Raw genomic sequence first — 23227 nt, forward strand, 5'->3', positions numbered from 1 at the left:
GCCTTCGCCGTGCTCCACGGTCACAACCCCTGGCTGACGACCTATCTGCACTACCCCCAGGGGGTGAACCTGGCCGAGAACACCTCGATGCCCCTCCTCGGGCTCCTGGGCCTCCCGGTCACCTGGGCGTTCGGTCCCATCGTGACGTTCAACCTCTTCATGTGGCTGGCCTACCCGGTCTCGGCCCTGGCCTGCTTCGTGCTGCTGCGGCGCTGGGTGCGCTGGCCGGTCGCCGCCTTCGTGGGCGGGCTGCTCTACGGCTTCTCTCCCTTCATGGTGGCCCAGGGGCTCGGCCACCTGAACCTGCTCGTCGTTCCCTTCCCGCCCCTGGTCCTGCTGCTCCTCGACGACCTGCTGGTGCGGCGCCGCGGCCGACCCCTCGCCCGGGGTCTGCTGCTGGGCGTCGTGCTGGCCGCCGAGTTCCTGGTCTCCCCGGAGCTCTTCGCCAGCACGATCCTCATGGCCCTGGTCGGCCTGCTCCTGCTCGTTCTGGTCCGGCTCCGCCAGGTGCGGGACCGGCTGCGGCGAGCCTGGCCGGGCCTGCTGGCCTGTGGCCTGCTGACCGGCGTGCTCATCGTCTACCCGGCCTGGGTGGAGTTCGCCGGGCCGCACGCCTTCCACGGCCCGCCCCAGCAGCTCGTCTTCACTGCCGACCTGCTCGGGACGGTGGTGCCCACGAAGCTCCAGCTCCTGGCCCCTGCTGCGTTGACCCGGTTGAGTGCCCGCTTCGCCGGCGGCGACCCCTCCGAGGTCGGCAGCTACCTCGGGCTGCCCCTGCTCTTCGTCCTGGCTGGCTTCGTCCTGACGCACTGGCGGCGAGGCGAGGTGCGCCTGGCAGCCGCCCTGTTCGTGGCGGCCACGGTGGTGTCCTGGGGCCCCCACCTCGAGGTGGCGGGGCACGCCACCGGCATCCCCCTCCCCGTCGACCTGGTCTTTCATCTTCCGCTGTTCCAGGACTTCGTCTACGACCGCTTCGCCCTCTACGCCGACCTCGCCGCGGCCTGGCTCCTGGCCCTGGCGGTCGACCAGGCCCACAGCTGGTGGCGGACCCGGCGATCCCGCCGCCTGGATTCCAAGGTGTCGCGCAGGCGGCGCTGGGGCTCGGGGGCCCTGCTGCTGGCGGGGTTCGGGGCCTGCCTGGTCCTCCTCGTGCCCGCCTGGCCGAACCCGATCTACCCGGTCACCGTGCCGCCCTACGCCACCTCGTCGGCGGTCCGCCAGATCCCCCGGGGCGGCGTGGTCCTCACCTACCCGTACCCCTCCGACCTCAGTCCCCAGCCCATGCTCTGGCAGGCGGCCGCCGGCATGCGCTACCGGCTCATGGGTGCCTACGCTCTGACCCGAGGGCAAAACGGGCAGGCCAGCTTGAACCCGCTTCCCCCCACCCAGCGGGCCGTGCCCGCCACCTTGCTGGCCGATGCCCTCGGCCAGCCGGTCAGCCAGTTCCTGGCCGGGGGCCAGCCGGCCACCCCGTCAGCCGTCCGGCGGTTCGTCCGCACCTACCACGTGGACGCCGTGCTCCTGCAAGTCGGTTTCGGGCAGAACTCCGGGGCGGCCCAGGCCCTCCTGACGGCGGCCCTGGGGCGGCCCCGGACGGAGGGCGGCCTCGAGGTGTGGATCCTCTCGGGTCGCTGAACGGGCCGCGGAGGGAGTGGGATTCGAACCCACGGAGGCCGGAGCCTCACGGCTTTTCAAGAGCCGCGCATTCGTCCGCTCTGCCATCCCTCCCAGGTGGCGTGCCCGACCCGACCCGCCCCGGGGTCGAGTGCCGGACGCCGGTCCTGGACGGTAGTCGACGGCGGGGGCCTCAGCCCCAGAGGGGCGACCCCGGGGCGCGGACCTGGGCCCGGATCTCGGCCATCCAGCGCTCGGCCCGGCGCCAGGCGGTGCGGGCCCGGGCCCGGCGCTGGCCAGCGTCGGCCCCCGCCTGGGGGTAGGAGCCGAGGAACTTCACCTCGGCCAGCTCGGCGTGCAGGACCCGGAGGCAGTCGGCGACGACCTCGTCGGCGATGTGGCCCTCCAGGTCGATGAGGAAGCAGTAGCGGCCCAGCTGGCGCTTGGTGGGGCGGGACTCGAGCTTCGTGAGGTTGAGGTCCCGGGCGGCGAACTCGGAGAGGATGGCGTGGAGGCTGCCGGGGCGGTCGGTGCGCTGGAAGCAGACCAGGCTGGTCTTGTCGTGGCCGGTCGGGGCCGGGACCCCCTGGCGGGCCACGCAGACGAAGCGGGTCTGGTTGTCGGGGTGGTCCTCGATGGCCGAGGCCAGGATCTCCAGGCCGTAGAGCCGGGCGGCGACCTTCGGGGCGATGGCCCCGACCGAGCCCCGCCGGCTGGCCCCGACCCGGCGGGCCGCCTCGGCGGTCGAGCTGGCCGGCACCACCCGGGCCCGGGGCAGCCGGGAGGCCAAGAACCCCTGGCACTGGGCGATGGCCACCGGGAAGGAGACGATCTCCTCGAGGTCCTCCAGGCGGGTGCCGGGCCGGGCCATGAGGTGGAGGTGGACGTCGAGGACCACCTCCCGCTGGACCAGCAGGTCGACGTCGAAGACCAGGCGGTCCACGGTCTGGTGGACAGAACCCTCGATGGCGTTCTCGATGGGCACGAACCCGAGGGGCACCCGGCCCTCGACCACCGCCTCGAGCACCTCGCCGATGGTTGCCAGGGGCAGGGCCGGGAGGGGGCCGAGGTCCGGGTCGCTGGCCAGGGCCTCCTCGGTGAAGGTCCCGGGGGGGCCGAGGTAGGCGATGAGGGGGCCGTCGCCCCCGGGCGCGGCGCCACCTGGGGTCGCATCGGCCGGCACGGCCGGGCAGGATAGTGGCTCGCCATGGACCAGCCCGCCCTGCGCCAGCTCCTCGAGGACCTCCGCGGGGGCCTGCTCGAGGTCGACGAGGCCGTCGAGCGGCTCCGGCGGCTGCCCTTCGCGGACCTGGGGGACGCCCGGGTCGACCACCACCGGGCCCTCCGCCAGCGCCAGGCCGAGGCGGTCTACGGCCCGGGCAAGACCCCCGACCAGTGCCGGCGGATCGTCGCGGAGCTGCTGGCCGAGCCGGCGGGCCTGCCGGTGGTCCTGACCCGGGCCCGGGCCGACCAGGTGGAGGCGGCCCTGGCCGCGAACCCCGGCGGCCAGGTGACGGCGAGCGGCGAGCTGGCCACGGTGGTCTGGCGCCCCGCCCCGCCCCGGGCCGGCCGGGTGCTGGTGGTGACGGCCGGCACGGCCGACCTGCCGGTGGCCGACGAGTGCCTGGCCGTCCTCAGGGCCCTGGGCTTCGCGCCCCGGCGGCTGGTGGACTGCGGGGTGGCCGGCCTGCACCGGCTGCTGGCCGACCTCGACGAGGTCCTCGAGGCGGACTGCTGCGTGGTGGTCGCCGGCATGGAAGGCGCCCTGGCCAGCGTCGTCGGGGGCCTGACGCCCGCCCCGGTCATCGCGGTGCCGACCTCCGTCGGCTACGGCTCCTCCTTCGCCGGCCTGACCGCGCTCTTGGCCATGCTGTCCTCCTGTGCCGCCGGGGTGAGCGTGGTCGGCATCGACAACGGCTTCGGCGCGGCCTGCGCCGTCGGCCGGCTGCTGCGGTGAGCCCGAGGGCCCCAGCGGGCCCAGCCGCTCCGGGCGCCCCGGCCACCACCGGGACGGGCGTCCCGAGCGCCGCCGGGGGCCGGGTGGCCTGGCTGCACTGCTTCTCGGGGATCGCCGGGGACATGCTCCTCGCCGCGCTGCTCGACGCCGGCGCGCCCCAAGACGAGGTGGAGGCGGTCCTCGGCCAGCTGCCCCTGCGGGGCTGGCAGCTGGTGGTCCGGCGGGTCGAGCGGGGCGGGCTGGCAGCCACCGCCGTGGAGGTCCTCGTCGAGGACCCCCCGGACCAGGTCCGGCGGGCCGGGGAGCTCCGGGACCTGCTCGAGGGGGCCGACCTGCCCCCGCCGGTGGCCGAGCGGGCCCAGGCGGCCCTCTGGGCCCTGGCCGAGGCCGAGGGTCGGCGCCACGGCTGCCCCCCCGCCGAGGTCCACCTGCACGAGCTGGGGGGCCACGACACCCTCGTGGACCTGGTCGGCTCCGCCGCCGCCCTCGCCGCCTTGGGGGTCAGCCGGCTCTCCGCCTCCCCGGTGGCCCTCGGGACCGGGCTGCTCGAGAGCCGGCACGGGCCGCTGCCGAACCCGGCGCCGGCCACGCTGGCCCTGCTGGCCGGACGGCCGGTCACCGGGCGGGACACCCCCCGGGAGCTGACCACCCCGACCGGCGCGGCCGTGATCGCCGCCTGGGTGGCCGATCACGGGCCCCCGCCCCCCATGCGGCTCCTCGCCGCCGGCTACGGCGCCGGCCGGGCCGAGGAGCCCGCCCCGAACTGCCTCCAGGTCCTCCTCGGCGAGCCGCTCACCTCCCCGGCACCGCCTGCTGGCAACGACCAGCCGAGCGGGCCTGGGGCCGGAGCCGGGGCGGGCGTGGAGCAGCTCTGGCTGCTCGAGACCACCCTGGACGACGTGACCGGCGAGGTCCTCGGCTGGCTGCTCGAGGAGCTGCGGGCGGCCGGGGCGCTGGACTGTTGGGCGGTGCCGATGGTCGGCAAGGCGGGCCGGCCCGGCCAGGTCCTGACCTGCCTGTGCCGGGCCGCCGACCTCGGGGCGCTGCGGGCCCGCCTGCTGGCGGAGACCGGCAGCCTGGGGGCCCGGAGCTGGCCGGTCGAGCGCCTGGCCTTGGCCCGGGCCGAGGCCCAGGTGATCGTGGCCGGGCAGCCGGTGCGGGTGAAGGTGGGGCCCTTTCGGGTGAAGGCCGAGCACCGGGACGTGGCCCGGGTGGCGAAGGAGCTCGGGTTGCCGCTGCACACGGTGGCGGCCATGGCCGAGGACGCCTGGCGGGCCCAGGCGGGCGGCCCGGGGTCCCCAGCCCCGGTCGGCCCGGGCGGGGACTAGTCGGCGGCTTCGGCCAGGGCCTCGGCGAGGGCCGGGTGGACGGGCATGGAGTCCACGATGTCCTGGACCCGGAGGCCGGCGGTGACCGCGACGGCGAGGACGGCGATGAGCTCGGAGGCGTTGCGGCCCACGATGGAGCCGCCGAGGACCACTCCGGTGGCCGGGTCGGAGACGATCTTCACGAACCCCCGGGTGTCGCCCGAGATCAGGGCCCGGGGGGAGGCCGAGAAGGGCACCTTGGTGACCCGGATCTTGCGGCCCGAGGCGAAGGCCTCGGCCTCGGCCAGGCCGACGTCGGCGATCTCGGGATCGGTGAAGATGGCCGAGGGGGCCTTGTCGTAGTTCAGGTGGCGGTGGGCGGCGGTGTGGCCCATGACGACGTGCTCGGCGATCTTGCGGCCCTGCATGGTGGCCACCGAGGAGAGCGGCAGCTTCCCGGAGAGGTCCCCGGCGGCGTAGATGTGGGGGACGTTGGTCTGGCAGTGGTGGTTGATGGGCACGTGGCCGGACTCGCTGACCTCGACCCCGGCGGCCTCGAGGCCGAGGCCCGCGCTGTTGGGGATGGAACCGACGGCGAGCAGGACGTGGCTGCCCCGGACCGCCCGGCCGTCGTGGCAGTGCACCGTGACCCCGTCCTCGTGACGGTCCAGGCCGACCGCCCGGGCCCCCTTCAAGAGCTGGACCCCCCGGCGGAGGAACTCCTCCTCCAGGGCCGCGGCCACCTCGGGGTCCTTGCCGGGCAGGACCTGCTGGCGGCTGACCACGAGGCTCACCTGGGCGCCGAGGGAGGTGAACATGTGGACGAACTCGACCCCGGTGACCCCCGAGCCGACCACCACGAGGTGCTCGGGCAGCTCCGGCGGGGGGTAGGCGTCGCGGGTGACGAGGACCCGCTGGCCGTCGGGTTCGGCCCAGGCCGGCACCCGGGGCCGGCTGCCGGTGGCGAGCAGGATGGCGTCGGCCTCGAGGGTCTCGGTCCCCTCGGGGCCCTCGACGAGGACCGTCCTCGGCCCGGTGAGCCGGCCGGTGCCCCGCAGGAGACGGACCCCTTGGCGGCGCAGGACCTCGGTGGTGGCCCGCTCGAGGTGCTCGGCGATGCCGGTGATGCGGCGCTTGAGGGCCGGGAGGTCCAAGGAGGGCTCGAGGCGCCCGAGGCCCATCTGCTCGAGACGGCCCACGTCGGTCATGGCCCCGCCGGTGGCGATCATGGTCTTGGAGGGCACGCAGTCCCAGAGGTTGGCGGCCCCGCCGACCACCTCCCGCTCGATCAGGGTCACCTCGACCCCGAGGCGAGCGGCGTCGGTCGCCGCCTGGCTGCCGGCCGGCCCGGCCCCGATGATGACGAAGTGCACGGCTGCCCTCAGCCCTCGGCCCGGGCCGCCTGGACGGCCAGGTCGAAGCGGTAGACGTTGGTCTGGCGCTGCTGGAAGCCCAGGCGCTGGTAGAGGCGGTTGGCGGCCTCCCGGGAGGGCCGGGAGGTCAGGTCCACGGTCCGGGCGCCCAGGGTGGCGGCCTTGGTGAGGGCGGCCTCGGTGAGGGCCCGGCCGAGGCCCTGGCCCCGAGCCACCTCGTCGACCACGACGTCCTCGATGGTGGCCCGCAGGCCGCTGGCCAGGGGGAGAGCGGTGAGGGTCAAGGTGCCGCGGACCTGGTCGCCGACCCGGGCGACGAAGAGGTGGACGCCGGGATGGGCGAGCACGGCGCGCAGGCGGTCCTCGGTGAGGGGCGGGGCGCTGGCCGAGAGCTGGGGCAGGAGGCGCCGGAGGGCCCCGAGGAGCTCGGGGGTGGCCTCGGTGGCCTCCTCGACCTGCACCGGTTGGTCCTCGGGGGCTCGACGGGGTTCGCTCGGCTGGGTTCCGCTCGGCTGGGCCATCGCCGTCACCCTAGCCAGCCCCTCCGGGCCGCCCCGGGTGGTCGGCGCTGGCCTGGTGGGCGGCGCCGAGGCAGGCGAGGGCCGGACCCGGGCTGAGCGCCGGGTCGCTCGGGGGTAGGCAGCGTTCGAAGACCTGCGCCGGGAGGTCCCAGGGGCGGGGCAGGTGCCGGAGCTGGGCGGGTGTCCAGACGTAGGCGTAGTCCTGGAGCTCTGGGGGGGTGCCGAGGACGGCGGTCATGGTCCCGAGGGTGACGGCCAGCTGGTCGGGGAACTCGCCGTCGGCCACGATGACCCCGACCCGGTGGCGGGCCAGGTCGGCCCGGACCCGCTCGGCCAGGGCCGGGGTCGGCCAGGGCGGTCGGCGGTCCAAGGAGATGGCCTCCAGGAACCCGAGGGCCGAGTCGGGCGGGGGGTTGGTGTCAGCTCGGCCGTCGGGGCCCGGGACGAACCCGGCGCCGACGGCGAGGCGGATGGGCATGCCGCTCATGGCCTGCCAGGCGCCGGGTTGGCTGAGGCCGACGGGGAAGACGAGGGCGACGGTCCGGGCTGGGAGCCGGGGTGCTTGGAGGCGGAACCAGGGCGGGGGGCTGACCGGGTCGACGGTGAAGGCGCTGGGGGTGACCGCGGCGAGGGGCCCGAGGGCGCAGAGGGCGCAGGCCCCGAGCACCAGGCCGGGCCGGAGGGCCCGACCGGCGAGGTGCCAGGGGCGCAGGGTCAGGTGGGCGGCGAGGCGGTCGAGGCCGAGCGCGCCGAGGAGGGCGACGAGGAGGTCGGAGAGCTCCACCAGGCGGCCGGGGCTGGCCTCCCCGAGGAGCGGCAGGCGGGCGAGCCAGGTCCAGGGCAAGAAGGGCTGGAGGGGGACCGGTCGGCTGGTGGCGAAGCCTTGGGGGGGACCGGGGGCGAGGAGGAGGTGGCCGCCGAGGGAGAGGACGAGGAGGGCGAGGAGGAGCGCCCCGGCCCACTGGACCAGGGGGTCGCGGCGGAGCCAGACGACGACGAGGACGAGGGCCAGGACGAGGACCGGGCCGAGGTAGGCCTTGGGGGGGCCGGCAGGGCCGAGGTAGCCGAAGATGCCGGGGGCGAGGGCCACCCGCCCGGCCGAGGGCCCGAGGTCGACGAGGCTGAGGAGGGGGTTGCCGGTGGTGGCGATGAAGGACCAGGGCTTGCCGACCACGTGGCGGGGCCCGGCGACGGTGAACCAGAGGGGGTAGGCGAGGAGGGCGCCGGAAAGCAGGCCGGCGGCACAAAACCCCCGCCAGGCCCGCTGCCAGGCCGGCCCGAGGAGCGCCGGGGCGCGGCGCCAGGCCCCGAGGGCGGCCAGGCCGAGGCCGAGGGCCGCGGCGAGGACGGTGAGGGCGAGCTGCTCGGTGGAGACGAAGAACTGGACGACGAGGACCAGGCCGAGCCAGGCCCCGACCCGCCAGGGGGAACGGTGCCGGTCGGCGAGGAGCTGGAGGAGCAGGAGGCCGACGAGGGGGGGCAAGGCGAGGAAGACCACGTCGAGGTGGACGTACTTGGAGCCCGAGAAGACCAGGGGGGAGCAGCCGTAGAAGAGGCTGCCGAGGGCGGCGGGGAGGGGCCGGACGACGCGGCGGAGGAACGGATAGGTGCAGAGGGCCGTCGCCGGGGGGGTGAGGAGCAGGCAGGTGTTGACGGCCGCCACCGGGCCGGCGGTGAGGGTGAGGGGAGCGAAGAGGACGGCCAGGGCCAGGGTGCTGGCGTTGTCCAGCAGGTTGATGCCTGCGGGGGCCCAGGCGCTGTGGACGAGGAAGGGGAGGTGGCCGGCGGCCAGGGCGTGGGCCGGGGCGGCGAAGAACCAGAGGTAGAGGCCCGGGTCCCCGCAGGCGCAGAGGGCGGTGCTGGCCGGGTCGGCGCCCCAGACGCCCCGCCACCACAGGAGGGAGATCCCGAGGGTCGCCACCCCGAGGGCCACGAGCCACCAGCGGTCGCGGCCGGCCGACCGGGGGGCCACGACCGACGGACGAGGGGGGGCGGGGGCCTGGAGGGCCACGGCAGGAGTGTCGCACAGCCCTGCGTCCTGGCTAGGGTCCGAGCCGGCTGGGGGGCAGCCGGACCCAGGTGGGCCCGGGGTTCCGGCCCGGGCCCGGGGACCCAGGGAGGTGGCATGGTCGAAGGACTGGGGTCGGCCGAGTGGGACGTGGCCATCATCGGGGCGGGGTTCGGGGGCCTGGGCCTGGCGGCCCGGTTGCTGGACGCCGGTCGGGAACGGTTCGTGGTGCTGGAGGCCGGCCAGGACATCGGGGGGACCTGGCGGGACAACACGTACCCGGGGGCGGCCTGTGACGTGCCCTCCCACCTCTACAGCTACTCGTTCTTCCCGGCTACGTGGCCGAGGCGGTTCGCCGGGCAGCCCGAGATCCTGGCCTACCTGCGGCGCCTGGCCGACGCCTACGGCCTCTGGCCCCGGATCCGGCTCGGGGCGGACGTCGTCCGGCTGGATTTCGACGAGACGAGCTGCACGTGGCAGGTGGGCCTGGCGAGCGGGGAGACGCTGCGGGCCAAGGTGGTGGTGAGCGCGGTCGGCCAGCTGCAGCGGCCCCGGGTCCCCGCCCTCCCGGGCCTCGAGTCCTTCAGCGGCCCTTCGTGGCACTCGGCCCGCTGGCGCCACGACGTGGATCTGCGGGGCCTGCGGGTCGGGGTGGTGGGCACGGGCGCCAGCGCCATCCAGTTCGTGCCGGAGGTGGCGAAGGTGGCGGCCCAGACGGTGGTGTTCCAGCGGAGCGCCCCGTACGTGGTGCCGAAGGTCGACCGGGCCTACCGGCCGGCCGAACTGGCCCTGGTGCGCCGGGTGCCGGTGCTGCGGCAGCTGGACCGGGCCCGGGTCTACCTCTACGGGGAGAGCCTGGGTCTCGGTCTGGTCCGCTCCCGGGCCTGGCTGGCCGTCCTGACGTGGCTGTGGCGGCGCTGGATGTGGTCCCAGGTGCCTGACCCGGCCCTGCGGGACGCGTGCACCCCGGACTCCGTCATGGGCTGCAAGCGGATCCTGTTCTCGAACGACTGGTACCGGACCCTGCGGCGGGAGGACGTGGTGCTGGTGACCGAGGCGGTGGCCGAGGTGCTGCCCGGCGGGGTCCGGACCACGAGCGGCCGGGAGGTGGCCCTGGACGCGCTGATCTTCGGCACCGGGTTCGAGACGACCGACTTCCTGTCGACCATCGAGGTGAGCGGCCGGGGAGGCCGGAGGTTGGCCGAGCACTGGGCGGCGGGTCCCCGGACCCACCTGGGCCTGGCCAGCAGCGGGTTCCCGAACCTCTTCTTCCTCTACGGGCCGAACACGAACCTCGGGTCGAACTCGATCCTCTTCATGCTCGAGGGCCAGATCGCCCACGTGCTGGGGGCCCTGGCGACCATGGAGGCGGCCGGGCTGCCGGCCCTGGAGGTCCGGCCCGAGGTCGAGGCCGAGTTCATGGCCTGGGTGGAGGCCCAGAGCCGGCGGACGGCGTGGACCTCGGGCTGCCGGAGCTGGTACACGACGGCCGAGGGGCGCAACACGCACAACTGGCCGTCGTTCACCTTCCTGTATCGGCTCCAGGCCGACCGCTTCGACCCCCTGGCCTACCGGGCGGTGCTGCCCCGGGTGCCGGCCCCGGTGGCATGAGCGCGGATCCGACCAGCCTGCCGAGCGCTCCGCTGGCCCTCGCCGAGGAGGCCCGGGCCGGGGCCAGGGGTCGCCCGGGCCTGCTGGCCCCGCCGGGTCTCGGTCTGGGGGTGCCCCGGGGGCTGCTGCGAGGCTTCATGGGCCTGGTGGGGCGCTGGGCCTTCGACCCGGCCGTGCCCTTCGAGGCGCAGCGCCGCCGGCTGGCCCTGGCGGGCCGCAGCCTGCCTCGACCCCGGGGCCTGGGCGTGGTGGGGGAGGTCGTCGGGGGGGTGCCGACCGAGCGCCTCTGGCTGACCAGGCGCCGGGCGGCCGACCCGGCGGTCACCTTGGTGCACTTCCACGGCGGGGGCTACTGCGTGGGCGGGCCGTTCGTGGCCCGGGCCTTCGTCGGACACGTCCTGCTTGGTGCGAGCCGGCCCGTCGAGGCCCTGCTGCCCGCCTACCGGCTGGCCCCCGAGGCGCCTTTCCCAGCTGCCCTGGAGGATGCCCTGGCGGTCCTGGACGCCGTGGCGGAGCAGGGGCCGGTGGTGGTGAGCGGAGACTCGGCGGGGGCCGGGCTGGCCCTGGCCGCGACCCTGGCCCGGCGGGACGCCGGGGCCTCGTTGCCGGCTGCGGTGGTCCTGCACTGCCCGTGGCTGGACCTGGGCGCCGACCTGGGGGTGGCCGGCGGGGGGCGCCGGGACGAGGACCCGGCCCTGGTGGCCCGGGACGTCGTGCTGTCCCCGGCCTGGCTGGCGACCTGCGCCGAGGCCTACTGCGGGGGCCGCTCCCCCCTCGACCCCGCTGTCTCGCCCCTCCACGCCGACCTGCGAGGTCTGCCGCCCCTGCTGGTGCAGGTCGCGGGGGACGACCTGCTTCACCCCGACGGGCGGCGGCTGGCGGTCGCCGCGGAGCAGGCCGGGGTGCCGTGCCAGCTGAGCGTGGCCGTGGGGCTCTGGCACGACTTCGGCATGCAGGCCGGCCTGCTGGCCGCCGGCACCCGGGCGGCGAAGCAGGCTGCCGCCTTCCTTTCGGGCGCGCTGATGGCACCGGGCACCTCCTAGGCTGGCCCCCGTGGCCGAGCGGCGTGCCGACCCGGGGGCGTCCGCGGTGGTCGGCGGCCGACCGCCGAAGGGCCGGTCGGTGCTGGTGGAGCGGCTCGGGCCCGAGGGACGGGGGCGAGGACCGGACCAGTTGGCCGTCGAGGCCCCCCTGCGGGTAGTGCTGCGGGCCCCGGACGGGACGGACCAGCTCGGGGTGACCATGCGGACCCCGGGGCACGACGTGGAGCTGGTCGCCGGCCTGCTGGTGGCCGAGGGTCTGGTGCACGAACGCTGGGAGCTCCGCCGGATCGGCTACGCCTGCGGCCAGGCCGGGGAGACGGCGGTGGTCGATCTCCTGTGCCCGGTCTGGGGCCGGTTGCGGCCCCGGTCCCTGGCGGTCTCGAGCGCGTGTGGGGTCTGCGGCACAAAGGGGGATCCGGTGGCCGACCTCTTGGCGGACGCGCCGGCGCTGCCCCCGGCCGGCACCGCGGTGGTCGGCGCCGACTGGCTGCTCGGGCTGCCCGACGCGCTGGGCGCCCACCAGCAGGCCTTCGCTGCCACCGGGGCGGTCCACGCCGCTGGGCTGGCCCCCCTGGGCGGGGAGCTGGTCGCGGTGCGGGAGGACGTGGGCCGGCACAACGCCGTCGACAAGGTGGTCGGCTGGGCCTTTCTCGAGGACCGGCTGCCCCTGGGTGGCCACGCCCTGGTGGTGAGCGGCCGGGTCTCCTTCGAGATCGTCCAGAAGGCCTGGCGGGCCGGCGTGCCGGTGGTGGCGGCCGTCTCGGGGGCGACCACTGCCGCGGTCGACCTGGCAACGCGGGCCGGGATGACGATCGCCGGCTTCGTCCGCCAGGGTCAGGCCACGCTCTACTGCGGTGCCGACCGGGTCCGTGTCGCAACCTCAGCGAGATCCCCGCTGAGCAGCGTGAGAGGATCGACGCCGAGCGTAGCGGCGAAGCGTTCGACGGTCTGAAGGGTCAGGTTCCGCTCGCCTCGCTCGAGGCCCCCCACGTAGGTCCGGTGCACCCCGAGCCGCTCGGCGAAGGCCTCCTGGCTCAGCCCGGCCGCTTCCCGAATGGCCCGCAGGGAACGCCCCAGCCGCCGCTGCAGCTCGCCTTCCACGGCCCCCAGGCTGCTGTCTCGCTACGGCTCTGTCGACAGATCGATCAGTAGCAGATTCTGGCCGACGATGGTCACGTTCCGTGTTGTTTCCAGTCAGTAGGGGAGGGATGGCGTACGGGGGGGTGACGTCAGCTGGGTGCGCCGAAACCGTGGAGCCGGAGGGTCCAGTGGCCCTCGGGGTCCTCGGTGGCCTCGAGGCCCCCGAGGCAGGATCCGCCGGCCCAGACCTGCAGGGCCAGGAGGCCACCGAGCTGGGGGTCCCGGCCAGCGACGAGCACCAGCTCGGGAGTCCCGTCCCGCGGGGCGTCCGGATTCGTGGGTCCCAAGGGGCCCACCTGGTTCCCAGACACAGGGCCGGCGACCGGCGCAGCGAGGCGCAGCTCGACGAGGTGTTCGGTGGCCCGAGCGACGAGGCAGGCGCCGCCATGGCGATCCCTGAGCACCAGGTGAGCAGGCGTCCTCTCGGGCTCGTGGTGGCGGGGGAGGTCGGGCACGGCCGGGCACCTCGGGGGATGGGGCTCGCCGCGACCGGGCGCGGCGGTCTGGGAAGGGGGACGAGTACCGAAGGGCACCGCCGGGAGGTGGCGGTGGTCGGGTCGTCGAGGGCAGCGGCTGGGCTGCGTGGGCACCGTAGCGAGGGGGTGCGACGGCCGCGGGACGGGCAGGCCGGTGCGAAATTCGTCCCAACGCTTGCCACGAAGGGTAGCGACCGTTTATGCTCTGTTTGATCTCCCCGTCGGCTCGGGTTCAGCGGGCCGACGGGGGACAGGGCACCAGCGGTGAGCGACGCGAGGAAGCCCCGGCGGTAGGTGGTCGTGGAGCCGGGGGGGAGCGAGCACGAACCCACCCTCACCGTGCAGTGAGGCCAGCAAGGAAAGCGCCGGAGGGCTCGGCAGGAGGTCGGGGCCGGCGGACAGGCGGTCGGCGTCCCCCCGGGGGGCTGGCCAGAGCGGTGAGGAGGAACCGCATGAGCAAGGTGAGGCACCCATCCCGACGGCGGGTCCGACGGATCGGCATGGTGGCGGCGGCCGGGGGCCTCGGCGGGGCACTGGTCGCTGGCCTCGCCGGTCCGGCGTTCGCGGGCAGTGATGCGGCGATGAACGTGAACGTCACGAACGCCACGCTGTACATCAAGCAGCCGATCAAGGGTATGCCAGGCTACTGCAACGCTACCCTGACCGCGGACGTCTTCGTCTACAACATGTCGAAGACGACGGAGACGTTTCAGCAGGTCTACGCCGACGTCACCATCAACAACAGCACGGAGTACTCCAAGTACGACCCGACCCGTGGAAGTGCTCCCGTCGAGGTGACGTTCGTGAGCTCGGGGAACCCGGCGTTCAAGAGCGGGACGACGTTGGCGGCAGGGACGGGGCAGACCTACGACGGGGTCGAGATCGCCTTCCCTGCACCATGCACCGCCACCGGGGGAGATGTGGCCATTGGTGTCACGGACCAGTTCGGGAGCGGGAGCGGCGACGCGCCGTTCCAGTTCCACCAGAGCACGATCCCGGTCGGGGCCGTTGGAGCCGTCGGGGTCACGGCGCTGGCTGCTGGTGGGCTCGGGATCGTGACCTGGCGACGTCGGCGGGAGCAGGCTCGCCAAGAAGTGCCCACCGCCTGAGCGACGACCTGCCTGGAGTGGGGAGGGGCCGGGGCCGTTGGTCCCGGCCCCTTTGTCGCGTGGGACGGTCGGGTGCCCGGCTCGGGTCGGTCTGGCTCGATCCCCACGCCCCGCTGGTTGTGCTGGTTGTCCCGCCCCTCACGCTCCACTGATCAACGGAACATCAACAACACCGATCAACGGAACATCAACGCCGGTCGGGGAGCACGACCCTCGCTTCGCCAGACGAGCCCCAGACGAGCCGAGGAATCCCCACCCGGCAGGCGGCGGCACGAGGACCGGTGAGGGGAGCAGACGAGTGAGTGACACCCCTACCAGCTCGGCCAGCCGGGGGGCAGGGAGCCGGTCGGGGGGCTGTTCTGGAGGATTCCGGGGGGCGCCCCGAGGGACGCGAGGAGCTGGGAGAAGTTGGCGCCGAAAGCGGTGGAGTTGGCCCCGGAGAACTGGCCGTAGGCCATGGCCATGGTCTCGCCGAGGGCGGAGGGGTCGGCCCAGCCGGTCTCGATGCCGTCGGGTCCCTCGTACATGGTGCCGAGGACGGTGTTGGGGGTCACGGTCTGGCCGACGCTGACCTCGGGCTGGATGTCCTCGGCCGCGTAGACCACGAGGCCTGCGGCCGGGCCGTCGGTGAGGCGGTAGGCGATGAAGGTGCCGCCGGGCCAGCCGCTGTTCACGGTGTTGAGGACGACGCCGTCGCCGATGGCGTAGATGGGCCCATAGCCGCTGTAGTCGACCCCTTGGTCGATCCGCTCGGGGTTCAGGGCAGCGATGGCCCGGAGGGGGTTGGCGTAGGCACCGGGCGCTGCGTTGACGGCGACGGTGGGAGGTGGGCCCTGGGCGGCGGCCGCCTGGGCGGCGGCGGCCAGGGCGGCTTCGCGGGCCTGCTGCTCGGCGGCCAGCTGCTGGGCGACCTGGGCGGCGACCTGCTGGGCGATCCGCCCCTTGACCTGCTGGAGGAGGGCGGTCTCCTGGGCGAGGGCGCTTTGGGCGGCCTGGCGTTCCTGGGCGAGGGTCGTGGCGGCCTGCTGGGCGGCTTGCTGGGCCTGGGCGAGCTGGCTGGCGTCGGCTGCGGCCTGGTGGCGGGCGAGCTGGTAGTGCTCGATGGCGGTCTGGAGGCTGTTGCCGGCGATGGCCGTGTACTCCTGCTGGGCGAGCAGGGCGCTGGCCGAGCCGGTTTCGAAGAGGCTGAGGTTGGTCTGGGTGCCGGCCCCGGTCATGTAGGCGGCGATGGCCACGGCTCGGAGGTGCTGGGTGGCCTGGGCCGCCGCCATCTGGGCGAGGGCCAGGCGCTGACGGGCCGCCTGGAGCTGGGCGGTGACGGCGTCGAGGTGCGCCTGGGCGGCGTCGGATCGGGCGACGAGGGCCTGGACCACCTGGCCTTGCTGGGCGATCTCCTGGGCGAGCTGGCTGGCCTGGGCTCGCTCGGCGGCCAGGCCTGCGAAGGCCGGGCCGGCGGCGAAGGCGGCGCCGACGCCAAGGGTGGCGGCCAGCAGCACCCAGAAGGCCAGGAGGAGGCCGAGAGCCCGGCGATGGCGGGCGGGACGCTGGTTGCCGACCGGGCCAGTCGCGCTGCCGGCTGGGGCAGACGATCCGGGGCGGGCCGGGAGGGCCCGGAGGGGCCCCCGGGAGCGCCGGGCGAGGTCCACGGGGCGGGCACCCTAACGAAGCCTGGGGGACCAGGCAAGCGCTTCGGGTGTTTGCCCAGCTCAGTGGCGCGGGGCTCAGGGGGCGTCAGGTGGCCTGGTCGAGCGCGGGGACAAGGACGACGGGGCAGCGGGTGGCCCCGAGGAGACCCGGTCGGATGGTGCCGAGCAGGGCGCGGCCGAGGCGTCCGCGGGGGGTCGTGCCGACGACGAGGAGGTCGGCGTCCTTGGCTGCGCCGACGAGGACGTCGGCCACCCCGCCCAGGCGGACCACGAGGACGACCTGGGCGGCCTCGGCCTCCCCGAGGGCGTCCTGGAGCACCTGGCGGGTCCGGGCGGTGGCCTGGGCCAGCTCCTCCTTGGCCTTCTGCTCAAGGGCAGCGAGGCGCTCGGGGCGCTCGTCGAAGCTGGGCGCGGTCCCGGGGACGGCGGTGCAGGCGAGGAGGGTGCCTTGGAGGGCCTGGACGTAGCGCCAGGCCCACTGCAGGGCCAGGTGGGCCGAGGGCGAAGGATCGACGCCGACGACCACCCAGGGCCGGCGACGGTCGCCGGCGACCAAGGACGCCGGGACGGGCCCGAGGGGATCCGTCACGAGCCGCAGGCTAGCTCGCCGGGTCGGCGACCCAGGTCAGCCGGGCCTCGGGCCAGACCAGAGCCATCGTCCCCCGTACCGGTGCGAGGGTGACGGCGGCGGCGTCGCTGGTCGGGGTCGGTCACCGGGGGCGGCGAGGCAGACGGTAGCGAGCGCCCCGGCGGCTGCCCTCTCGCACCAGCCGTCCCTTGGCGACCAGACTGCGGAGGAGGTTGAGTGCCTCGGTGCGGTCGAGGTGGGCGTGCTCTCGGACGAGCCTGTTGGTGACCGGCCCTCGACGTGCGAGGTCGAGAACGATCTTCTCGAGCTCCTCGTGGGCGGGGCGGACCCGGACGGGCGCCGCTGCCCGCGGCGCGAGGACGTACTGCGCGCCGCCGCGCTGGCCGCGCTGCTCGAGGATGCCGGCGCGGACGAGGCGTTGGAGGATGGTGCGTGCATCGACGCTGTCGACACCGAGGATCTTGCGGACCTGGGCGTTGGTGATCGACCCGTGGCGTGCCACCTGAACCACCACGGGCCGGAGCGGGGGTCGAGGTGCTGCTGGTCGATCAGCTGGAGGATCGAGGCCCGTTCCAGCTGGGTCACGGTTCCGCTGAAGCGAAGGGTGATGCTGAAGAACGATCCGTCGTCCTCGAACGTGGGTGCTTCCGAGAGGTTCGAGGCCATTTGCTCTTCGATGCGGTCGATACCGAGGCCGAGGTCTTCGGCCAGTCCCATGCGGCGGAGAGCGCCCAGCAAGGTGCTGTTGCGGGCTGCCTGTTGAAAGGGGATGTTCTCCACCGTGACTGGTTCTGGGAGTCCACCTGGCGAAGTGATCCGGACGTGGTCAGGGTGGATCTCGACCCGGACGGCTGAGCCGGCATGCTGGTACGAACGGTGGGCGATGGCGTTGGCGACACCTTCACGCACGACCAGGGGAGGAAGCCTGGGCATGTCCACCCGCCGAGGGCCGAGCACCGCGGTTGTCGATCCCAGCTCGGCCAGGATGGCTTTGGTGGCCTGCTCGATCTGATCCGGGACCGTGCCCCTGACCTCCCAGGTCTTGTCCGGCTCGGGTAGATCGGCCCCGAAGCGTCGAATGTCCACATACGCTCGGCAGCCGATGGTTGCCGGATCCTTCAGGAGGAGGAGGGCGCTGGCGACTGCCAACCGCTCGGCCCCATCGACCACCGCGACAAAGCCTTCTTCGCGGAGGCGGGTCGACAGCTGGTCGTCTGCTGGCCAACTCCGGGCGTGGCACAGGCGATCGAGCGGACCGGCTTCGACGGCGTGGAGAGGGATGGCGGTCGGGGTGCTCTCGAAGGCCTGGAAAGCGTTGGCAGCGACGAAGCGCGACAGGTCGGCACCAACGAGTGCTTGGTTGCCGGCTCCTCTACGGAGGAGCACTCTCCCGTCAGAGGTCTGGGCGAACCCCTCGTGTCGGCGTTCGATCCTGACGACGAGGATCGTGTCGGTGCCGACCGTGAGCTGTCGGGTCTCGTAGCGACCGCAGTTCCTCACGCCCTGGAGCGCATGGTGCTGCTTGCGCTCTTGCTCCCCGGGCTGTGACAGGCCCTTGGGAGCGCCCGACGGGTCCACGCCAACGAGGATCACGCCCCCCTGGGCATTCGAGAAAGCCACGGCGGCCTCCTGGACCTTCTCCGTCGAGACGCTCTGCTTGAACTCGACGTAGGTCCCCTCGCCCGGGAACGCTTTCGCGAAGGCTTGCTCGGTGAGCTGTCGAGGGAGGTCCCCGACGCGCTCGGGGTGGAACAGCGGACATGACAAACTTGTCTTCATCTGAACCAGCAAGAACACGTTTGGCATAAAAAGGCGGGTGGGGGTGCCCGCCGGCGGAGTCGGGCCAGCAGGAGTGGCTGTGCCTCGTGAAGACCTCGACGACTCCGCCTTCAAGAACCCCTCGTCCAGCCTGCCGTTGACCGACTCGGTTCATGCAGGAGCGACGGGTGACGGACGTGGTCGAGGCGCCTGACGAGACGATCGAGCATCGCCACGTCGATGTCACGGAGCGACCTCCTCGGTGGAGGAGATCGGCGCGGCAAGGCCGCAGGAACACCGGCGGAACAAACCGGTTGGGGCGTCACCGGCAGGGCGAGCCGTTGGGTGGAGGGTGCTGGCCCACCACCGATCTCGTCACCTGGAGCTCTTCTGGTCATTCGACTCGTTGTTCTCCATGCCGAGCCGCTTGCTCGCGTCGAGGATATGGGAGTCGGCTCGATAGGCAAACGTGAATCGAGGCGGTCCCCCGAGCTGGACGCGGGAGCTGCCATGGTCCGTCTGGTGTGCACAGACATCGGTGTCGACACCGAGCACGGTGCAAGCCGCCCCGCGCGTCGCCCGAGCACGAGCACGAGCACACCTCAGGCACAGGATGCCGGGGGTGCCCTTGTCCAGGGCCACACGCCGCATGCGAATGGTCTTGGTCGTCCGCACCTCCAACCGGACCGGGACGTCGGCCACCGAGCGTGGGGTCGTGAGCTGCCCGGCGTCGGAGTCGACGTTGGACTGCTGACGTCCGCAGGGCTCGCCCGACGAAAGCCTGGGGTGGCGGCCGCGGAGCCAAAGGTTGCCAGGCGTCGGTCGTGCGGCGCTTTCGCCTCCACCAGGAGCTGGACCTCGTCAACAGTCGGACCGGGCGGCTCGGTGGCGGGCGCAGTGGCTTGCATAGCCGGTGACCGGTCGATAAGGGCCCAGCGCACCGCCTGGCGCGGCGCGTCCGACCAGGGTCCCAGCGATCTCGTCGACGATCCGGTGGTGCGCGTGGATGGCCGGGGGCGTCACGTCCCGATCCGGGTGTCCCGGCCCGAGCCGACGCGCCCCTGCCCGACGGCTGGTGGCGGTTCGCGTATGATGCCCCGACGGGATCAGCCTACCGGTGACGAACCGTCTCTCGACGGCGTCTGTGGGCGGTGGGTAGAGTCCCGGCTGGAGAGGTGCGAGAGCGGCCGAATCGGACTCACTGCTAATGAGTTGACCTGGGAAACCGGGTCCGAGGGTTCGAATCCCTCCCTCTCCGCTCGAAGACCCCGGCCAGGGTGAGGCGGCCACCGGCTCGGGGGCGCAGGCGACTGAGGCGGAGGAGGCCCGATGGGGGACTACGACGTGAGGATGGTCGTCCTCTCGACGGACGACCTGGAGGAGTCGATCCGCTTCTACACCGAGGGGCTGGGCATGGCTCTGAAGTTCCGGGACGGCTCCCATTTCGCCGCCATCGACGGCGGCTCGATCACGATCGCCCTGGCCACAGCGGTCGACCATCCCATGCCGGGGCAGGTGGTGGTCGGGGTCAAGACCGCCGATGTGGACCAGGCAGCCGAAAGGGTGGAGGCCCACGGCGGGGGGGTGGTGAAGGGCCCGTACACCGACGCCCACGAGCGGCGGGTCGTGGTGTACGACAACAAGGGCAACGGGCTGGTCTTCTACACGCCCCTGGCCCGCTGATCCCGCAGGGCCGCCGGACCGTGCCTGCGCCTCGGCGGTCGGCCGAGCATCGAGCCGGCCGTGCTCAAGGTGACCGCCCGGGGTGCCGATACGCGGGGTGCGGAGGGAGCGGCCCATGAGCGGATCCAGCGGTCTCCCGGGCAGCCCGCTGGCGGGCTCGAGGACCACGCTGTCACCTGACGTTCTGGCGCGTGCCCTGACGTCGCTGCCCTGCCCGGTGCTGTTCCATCGGGCCGGCATCGTCCTCTGGGCGAATCGAGCAGCCGCTGAGCTGTTCGGGGCCGATCGGCCGGAGGACCTCCTGGGGCGGGACACCGTGGACCTCGTGGCCCCCTCGGACCGGGCCTACTCCCTGCGACGCCAGATGGACCTCTTCCGTCAGGGCTGGGTCGAGGGCGCAGCCGAGGTGGCCCTGAACCGGCTGGACGGGGGGACGGTGGTGGTCGAAGTGCGGGGCACCCTCATCGACGGGGGCGACGGGCCGGTGGCCTGCCTGGTGGGGAGCGACGTGACCGGTCGGGCCAAGCGGGCCGAACGGTTGCAGTGGGAGGCCACGCACGACCCCCTGACCCGCTTGCTGAACCGGCGGGGGGTGCTCGAGGCGCTGGCCGGCTGGCTCGTCGAGCCGCCCGATCCCGTCGCCGGCTTCGGCGTGCTGCTCTGCGACCTGGACGGCTTCAAGGAGGTGAACGACACCCTGGGGCACGGCTGCGGGGACCGGGTCCTGGTCGAGGTGGCCCAGCGCTTCGAGGGGCTGGTCCTGGGCGGCCTGGTCGGGCGCTACGGCGGCGACGAGTTCCTGCTCTGTGCGGCCGCGGGCTCGAAGGACGACGTCGAGCGGCTGGCCGGTCGGGTCGCCAGGGTGCGGGTCGCCTTGCGGGAAGGCAAGGGGACGGTGGTCGGGCCGAGCGTCGGCGCGAGCGTCGGCGGGGTCTGGTGCCCCTCGGGCCGGGGGGACGTCGAGCGGCTGCTGGTCGAGGCCGACCGGGCCATGTACCGGGCGAAGCGCCAGGGCCTCGGGTGGGTGGTGGTGGAGGTCCCGGGGGCCGACGCCTGAGGGGTGCGGCCCGGCCCGCCAGGTAGCCTGCGCCAGTGCTCCCGGTGGAGGACATCGACGCGGCCCGGACCCGACTGCGCGGGGTGCTGCGGCCCACGCCGGTCTTCGCCAGCGAGTCCCTGGCGCGTCGCTGCGGTCGACCGGTCCTCTTGAAGCCCGAGCACCGGCAGCGGACAGGGTCGTTCAAGGTCCGGGGGGCCTACAACCGGATCGCCCAGCTGCCCCCGACGACGACGGGGGTGGCCGCGGCCTCGGCTGGCAACCACGCCCAGGGCGTGGCGTACGCCGCTGCGCGGGTGGGCCTTCCGGCGCTGATCGTCATGCCAGAGAGCGCGGCGCTGCCGAAGGTGGCGGCAACCCAGGCCTACGGGGCCGAGGTCCGCCTCCACGGGGATTCCCTGGAGGACGCCATCGCCCTGGCCCAGGCCCTGGCCGAGGAGCAGGGCCTGGTGTTCATCCCGCCGTTCGACCACCCTGCGGTGGTGGCCGGTCAGGGCACGGTCGGCCTGGAGCTTGCCGAGGAGGCGGCCGAGGCCGAGGTGGTCCTGGTGCCTGCGGGCGGCGGCGGGCTCCTCGGGGGGACGGCGGCGGCCCTGGCGTCCCGGTCGCCCACGACCACCGTGGTCGGGGTGCAAGCGGCCGGGGCTCCCTCGCTCGTGGCCTCCCTGGCCGCCGGTCGGCCGGTCCAGCTGGACCAGGTGGCCACGGTGGCCGACGGCATCGCCGTGAAGGGTCCCTCCACCCTCACCTTGGAGCTGGTGCGGCGCTACGTGGCCGAGGTGGTGACCGTCGAGGAGGAGGAGATCGCCGAGGCGCTCCTGCTCCTGCTGGAACGGACCAAGCAGGTGGTCGAGCCCTCGGGCGCGGTCGGCCTGGCTGCCCTGCTGGCCGGCAAGGTGCCAGGAGCCGGACCGGCGTGCGTGGTGCTCTCGGGGGGCAACGTGGACCCCTTGGTGCTCAGCAAGCTGGTCGACCACGGGCTCTCGGCGGCCGGCCGCTACCTGGTGGTGCGGGTCCGGGTCACCGACCGGCCAGGAGGGCTGGCCGCCCTCACCGCGGAGCTGGCGCAGCTGCGGGTCAACGTCTTGTCGGTCGAGCACCACCGGGCCGGCCTGGCCCTGCCGGTCGACCAGGTGGAGGTCCTCTTGACCCTCGAGACCCGGGGCCCCGAGCACGCCCGGGCGGTCCTCGCCTCGCTGCAGGCCGCCGGCTTCTCCCCCCAGGAGGTCAGCCCGACCCCCTGACGGGTCGACCGGTGCCGGGCAGAGCTCCGAGCATGGCCAGGGCCCACTGGCCGTAGCAGGAGGCCACCACCTCGGCGCTGGCCGGCCCGTCGTCCCGGAACCACTGGGCCAAGGCGGTGCACATGGTCGCGACGGCCCGGCCGAGCAGCCGGGCTTCCAACCCCATGGGTCGCCCCCGGGTCCCGAGGACCGCCTCGATGTGCTCGTCCAGGCGGTGCTGGACGTCCCGGCGCAGCCCGGCGATCCGCCGGCGCGCCCGGGGCTCGAGGCTGCGCATCTCGCTGGCCCCGATGAACGCCAGGTCCCGACGCCGCACGTGGAAGAGGGCCAGGGCCTCGACCACCAGTTGGAGCCGCTCCTCCGGGGTCCGCCCCTCGGCGCTCGCCGCCTCGAGCCGCCAGTGCAAGTCGGCCATGGTGAGCTCGAGGATCCGGACCAAGAGGTCCTGCTTGCTCGGGTAGTGGTGGTAGAGGCCGGGGACGCTCATGCCGGCCAGCTGCGCGACGGTCCGCATGCTGGCCCCGTGGTAGCCGGTGGCGACGAACGCCCGGGCCGCGGCGGCCAGGACGTCGTCCATGGGCAGGGGCGGGTAGGACCGCCAGTCGTGAGGCGGCGCCCCGCCGAGGTCGGTGACCTGGCGCGCTGCCGGGACCGCCCCGTCGGGCGGTAGCGCCGGGACCGGTTCGACCGAGGGCACCCCGACCTGCTCGGTGGGGGCGAGGAAGGCGCTGGCCGGCACGCCCAGGGCCTCGGCCACCGCGAGCAGCCGTTCCACGCTCAAGCCGGTTCGGCCCCGTTCGATGGCGCTCATGGTGGCCGGGCTGACCCCGACCCGCCGGGCCAGTTCCCGAAGGCTCAGCCCCTGGGCCAGGCGGTGCCGGCGGACCGCCAGGGCCCGACTGCCCCGACTGCTGGCCTGGCTCCCCTCCATGGATGTTTAGTTTACAAAAACACCTGGGGACCGAGGCGAGGCCGAGCCCGAGGCTGTCGCGAGCTGCCAGCCCGGTGACAGAGCCTGCCATCGTTGACAAAAATGGGCTCTTGGGGGGCATTGACGACCGCTGGGCCGCGCCGTACCATGCGGCTGAGCC

At 74.1% G+C, this 23227-nt stretch carries 20 protein-coding genes, 2 tRNA genes and 1 pseudogene; 11 read left to right on the forward strand and 12 right to left on the reverse strand.

Annotated elements, in window-relative coordinates:
• The first annotated feature begins 9 nt into the window (after window positions 1-9).
• Window positions 10-1635, forward strand: a complete 1626-nt coding sequence (locus Acit_RS00200) for a hypothetical protein (protein WP_248104936.1) — start codon at window positions 10-12, stop codon at window positions 1633-1635.
• A gap of 8 nt (window positions 1636-1643) precedes the next feature.
• Here the strand turns inward: Acit_RS00200 and Acit_RS00205 are convergent.
• Window positions 1644-1728, reverse strand: a tRNA-Ser gene (locus tag Acit_RS00205).
• Between the two features lie 79 nt (window positions 1729-1807).
• Complete coding sequence (pheA, locus tag Acit_RS00210; RefSeq protein ID WP_248104937.1) at window positions 1808-2797, reverse strand: prephenate dehydratase; 990 nt, start codon at window positions 2795-2797, stop codon at window positions 1808-1810.
• 24 nt (window positions 2798-2821) lie between these two features.
• Between pheA and larB the strand changes: the two genes are divergently transcribed.
• Together larB and larC are read left to right on the forward strand one after the other, a co-directional pair.
• Window positions 2822-3571 (forward strand): nickel pincer cofactor biosynthesis protein LarB, encoded by a 750-nt coding sequence (larB, locus tag Acit_RS00215; RefSeq protein WP_248104938.1) that lies wholly within the window; start codon window positions 2822-2824, stop codon window positions 3569-3571.
• On the forward strand, window positions 3568-4899 hold the full coding sequence (gene larC, locus Acit_RS00220) for a nickel pincer cofactor biosynthesis protein LarC (protein WP_248104939.1): 1332 nt from the start codon (window positions 3568-3570) through the stop codon (window positions 4897-4899). Before larB ends, larC begins: the two co-directional genes overlap by 4 nt.
• Here larC and Acit_RS00225 read toward each other — a convergent pair.
• The 3 genes from Acit_RS00225 to Acit_RS12610 are packed head-to-tail and all read right to left on the reverse strand — an operon-like array spanning window position 4896 to window position 8783.
• Entirely contained in the window at window positions 4896-6251 is a 1356-nt protein-coding gene (locus Acit_RS00225) for an FAD-dependent oxidoreductase (protein WP_248104940.1), read from the reverse strand. The two genes, larC and Acit_RS00225, sit on opposite strands and share 4 nt — an antisense overlap.
• Before the next feature lie 8 nt (window positions 6252-6259).
• Complete coding sequence (locus Acit_RS00230; RefSeq protein ID WP_248105293.1) at window positions 6260-6772, reverse strand: GNAT family N-acetyltransferase; 513 nt, start codon at window positions 6770-6772, stop codon at window positions 6260-6262.
• A gap of 10 nt (window positions 6773-6782) precedes the next feature.
• On the reverse strand, window positions 6783-8783 hold the full coding sequence (locus Acit_RS12610; RefSeq protein ID WP_282435888.1) for a hypothetical protein: 2001 nt from the start codon (window positions 8781-8783) through the stop codon (window positions 6783-6785).
• Window positions 8784-8897: 114 nt separating this feature from the next.
• On the opposite strand from Acit_RS12610, the gene Acit_RS00240 reads away from it, so the two are divergent.
• The 3 genes from Acit_RS00240 to Acit_RS00255 are packed head-to-tail and all read left to right on the forward strand — an operon-like array spanning window position 8898 to window position 12386.
• The gene (locus tag Acit_RS00240; protein ID WP_248104941.1) at window positions 8898-10391 is read left to right on the forward strand and encodes a flavin-containing monooxygenase; all 1494 of its coding nucleotides are present in this window, start codon (window positions 8898-8900) and stop codon (window positions 10389-10391) included.
• Entirely contained in the window at window positions 10388-11434 is a 1047-nt protein-coding gene (locus Acit_RS12615; RefSeq protein ID WP_282435889.1) for an alpha/beta hydrolase fold domain-containing protein, read from the forward strand. Before Acit_RS00240 ends, Acit_RS12615 begins: the two co-directional genes overlap by 4 nt.
• Window positions 11435-11444: 10 nt before the next feature.
• Entirely contained in the window at window positions 11445-12386 is a 942-nt protein-coding gene (locus tag Acit_RS00255; RefSeq protein WP_248104942.1) for a formate dehydrogenase accessory sulfurtransferase FdhD, read from the forward strand.
• On the opposite strand, the gene Acit_RS00260 is transcribed toward Acit_RS00255, so the two are convergent.
• Both Acit_RS00260 and Acit_RS00265 read right to left on the reverse strand, forming a co-directional pair.
• Window positions 12281-12535, reverse strand: coding sequence for a helix-turn-helix domain-containing protein (locus Acit_RS00260; protein WP_248104943.1), 255 nt, complete (start codon window positions 12533-12535; stop codon window positions 12281-12283). The two genes, Acit_RS00255 and Acit_RS00260, sit on opposite strands and share 106 nt — an antisense overlap.
• 128 nt (window positions 12536-12663) lie before the next feature.
• On the reverse strand, window positions 12664-12861 hold the full coding sequence (locus Acit_RS00265) for a hypothetical protein (protein WP_248104944.1): 198 nt from the start codon (window positions 12859-12861) through the stop codon (window positions 12664-12666).
• A gap of 641 nt (window positions 12862-13502) precedes the next feature.
• Here Acit_RS00265 and Acit_RS00270 point away from each other — a divergent pair.
• Window positions 13503-14159 carry a hypothetical protein gene (locus Acit_RS00270; RefSeq protein WP_248104945.1) on the forward strand — a complete coding sequence of 219 codons (657 nt, stop codon included), beginning with the start codon at window positions 13503-13505 and terminating at the stop codon, window positions 14157-14159.
• 311 nt (window positions 14160-14470) lie between these two features.
• Here the strand turns inward: Acit_RS00270 and Acit_RS00275 are convergent, their stop codons facing one another.
• From Acit_RS00275 to Acit_RS13765, 4 genes and pseudogenes are all read right to left on the reverse strand, one after another.
• The gene (locus tag Acit_RS00275) at window positions 14471-15805 is read right to left on the reverse strand and encodes a M23 family metallopeptidase (RefSeq protein WP_248104946.1); all 1335 of its coding nucleotides are present in this window, start codon (window positions 15803-15805) and stop codon (window positions 14471-14473) included.
• A gap of 85 nt (window positions 15806-15890) precedes the next feature.
• Window positions 15891-16394, reverse strand: coding sequence for a universal stress protein (locus Acit_RS00280; protein ID WP_248104947.1), 504 nt, complete (start codon window positions 16392-16394; stop codon window positions 15891-15893).
• Between the two features lie 121 nt (window positions 16395-16515).
• Window positions 16516-16896, reverse strand: coding sequence for a hypothetical protein (locus tag Acit_RS00285; RefSeq protein WP_248104948.1), 381 nt, complete (start codon window positions 16894-16896; stop codon window positions 16516-16518).
• A gap of 158 nt (window positions 16897-17054) precedes the next feature.
• Window positions 17055-18200: pseudogene (locus Acit_RS13765) on the reverse strand (RNA-binding domain-containing protein); the annotation flags it as partial.
• A 1121-nt stretch (window positions 18201-19321) separates the two neighbouring features.
• Here Acit_RS13765 and Acit_RS00300 point away from each other — a divergent pair.
• From Acit_RS00300 to ilvA, 4 genes are all read left to right on the forward strand, one after another.
• A tRNA-Ser gene (locus Acit_RS00300) sits at window positions 19322-19410 on the forward strand.
• A gap of 71 nt (window positions 19411-19481) precedes the next feature.
• Entirely contained in the window at window positions 19482-19835 is a 354-nt protein-coding gene (locus tag Acit_RS00305) for a VOC family protein (RefSeq protein ID WP_248104951.1), read from the forward strand.
• A gap of 115 nt (window positions 19836-19950) precedes the next feature.
• Window positions 19951-20892 (forward strand): GGDEF domain-containing protein, encoded by a 942-nt coding sequence (locus tag Acit_RS00310; RefSeq protein ID WP_248104952.1) that lies wholly within the window; start codon window positions 19951-19953, stop codon window positions 20890-20892.
• 35 nt (window positions 20893-20927) lie between these two features.
• Window positions 20928-22136 (forward strand): threonine ammonia-lyase, encoded by a 1209-nt coding sequence (gene ilvA / locus Acit_RS00315; RefSeq protein ID WP_248104953.1) that lies wholly within the window; start codon window positions 20928-20930, stop codon window positions 22134-22136.
• On the opposite strand, the gene Acit_RS00320 is transcribed toward ilvA, so the two are convergent.
• Window positions 22120-23067 (reverse strand): TetR-type transcription factor C-terminal domain-containing protein, encoded by a 948-nt coding sequence (locus Acit_RS00320; RefSeq protein WP_248104954.1) that lies wholly within the window; start codon window positions 23065-23067, stop codon window positions 22120-22122. The genes ilvA and Acit_RS00320 overlap by 17 nt on opposite strands.
• Between the last annotated feature and the right edge of the window lie 160 nt (window positions 23068-23227).

The sequence above is a fragment of the Aciditerrimonas ferrireducens genome, assembly GCF_023130475.1.
GTDB classification, from domain to species: domain Bacteria; phylum Actinomycetota; class Acidimicrobiia; order Acidimicrobiales; family UBA8190; genus Aciditerrimonas; species Aciditerrimonas ferrireducens.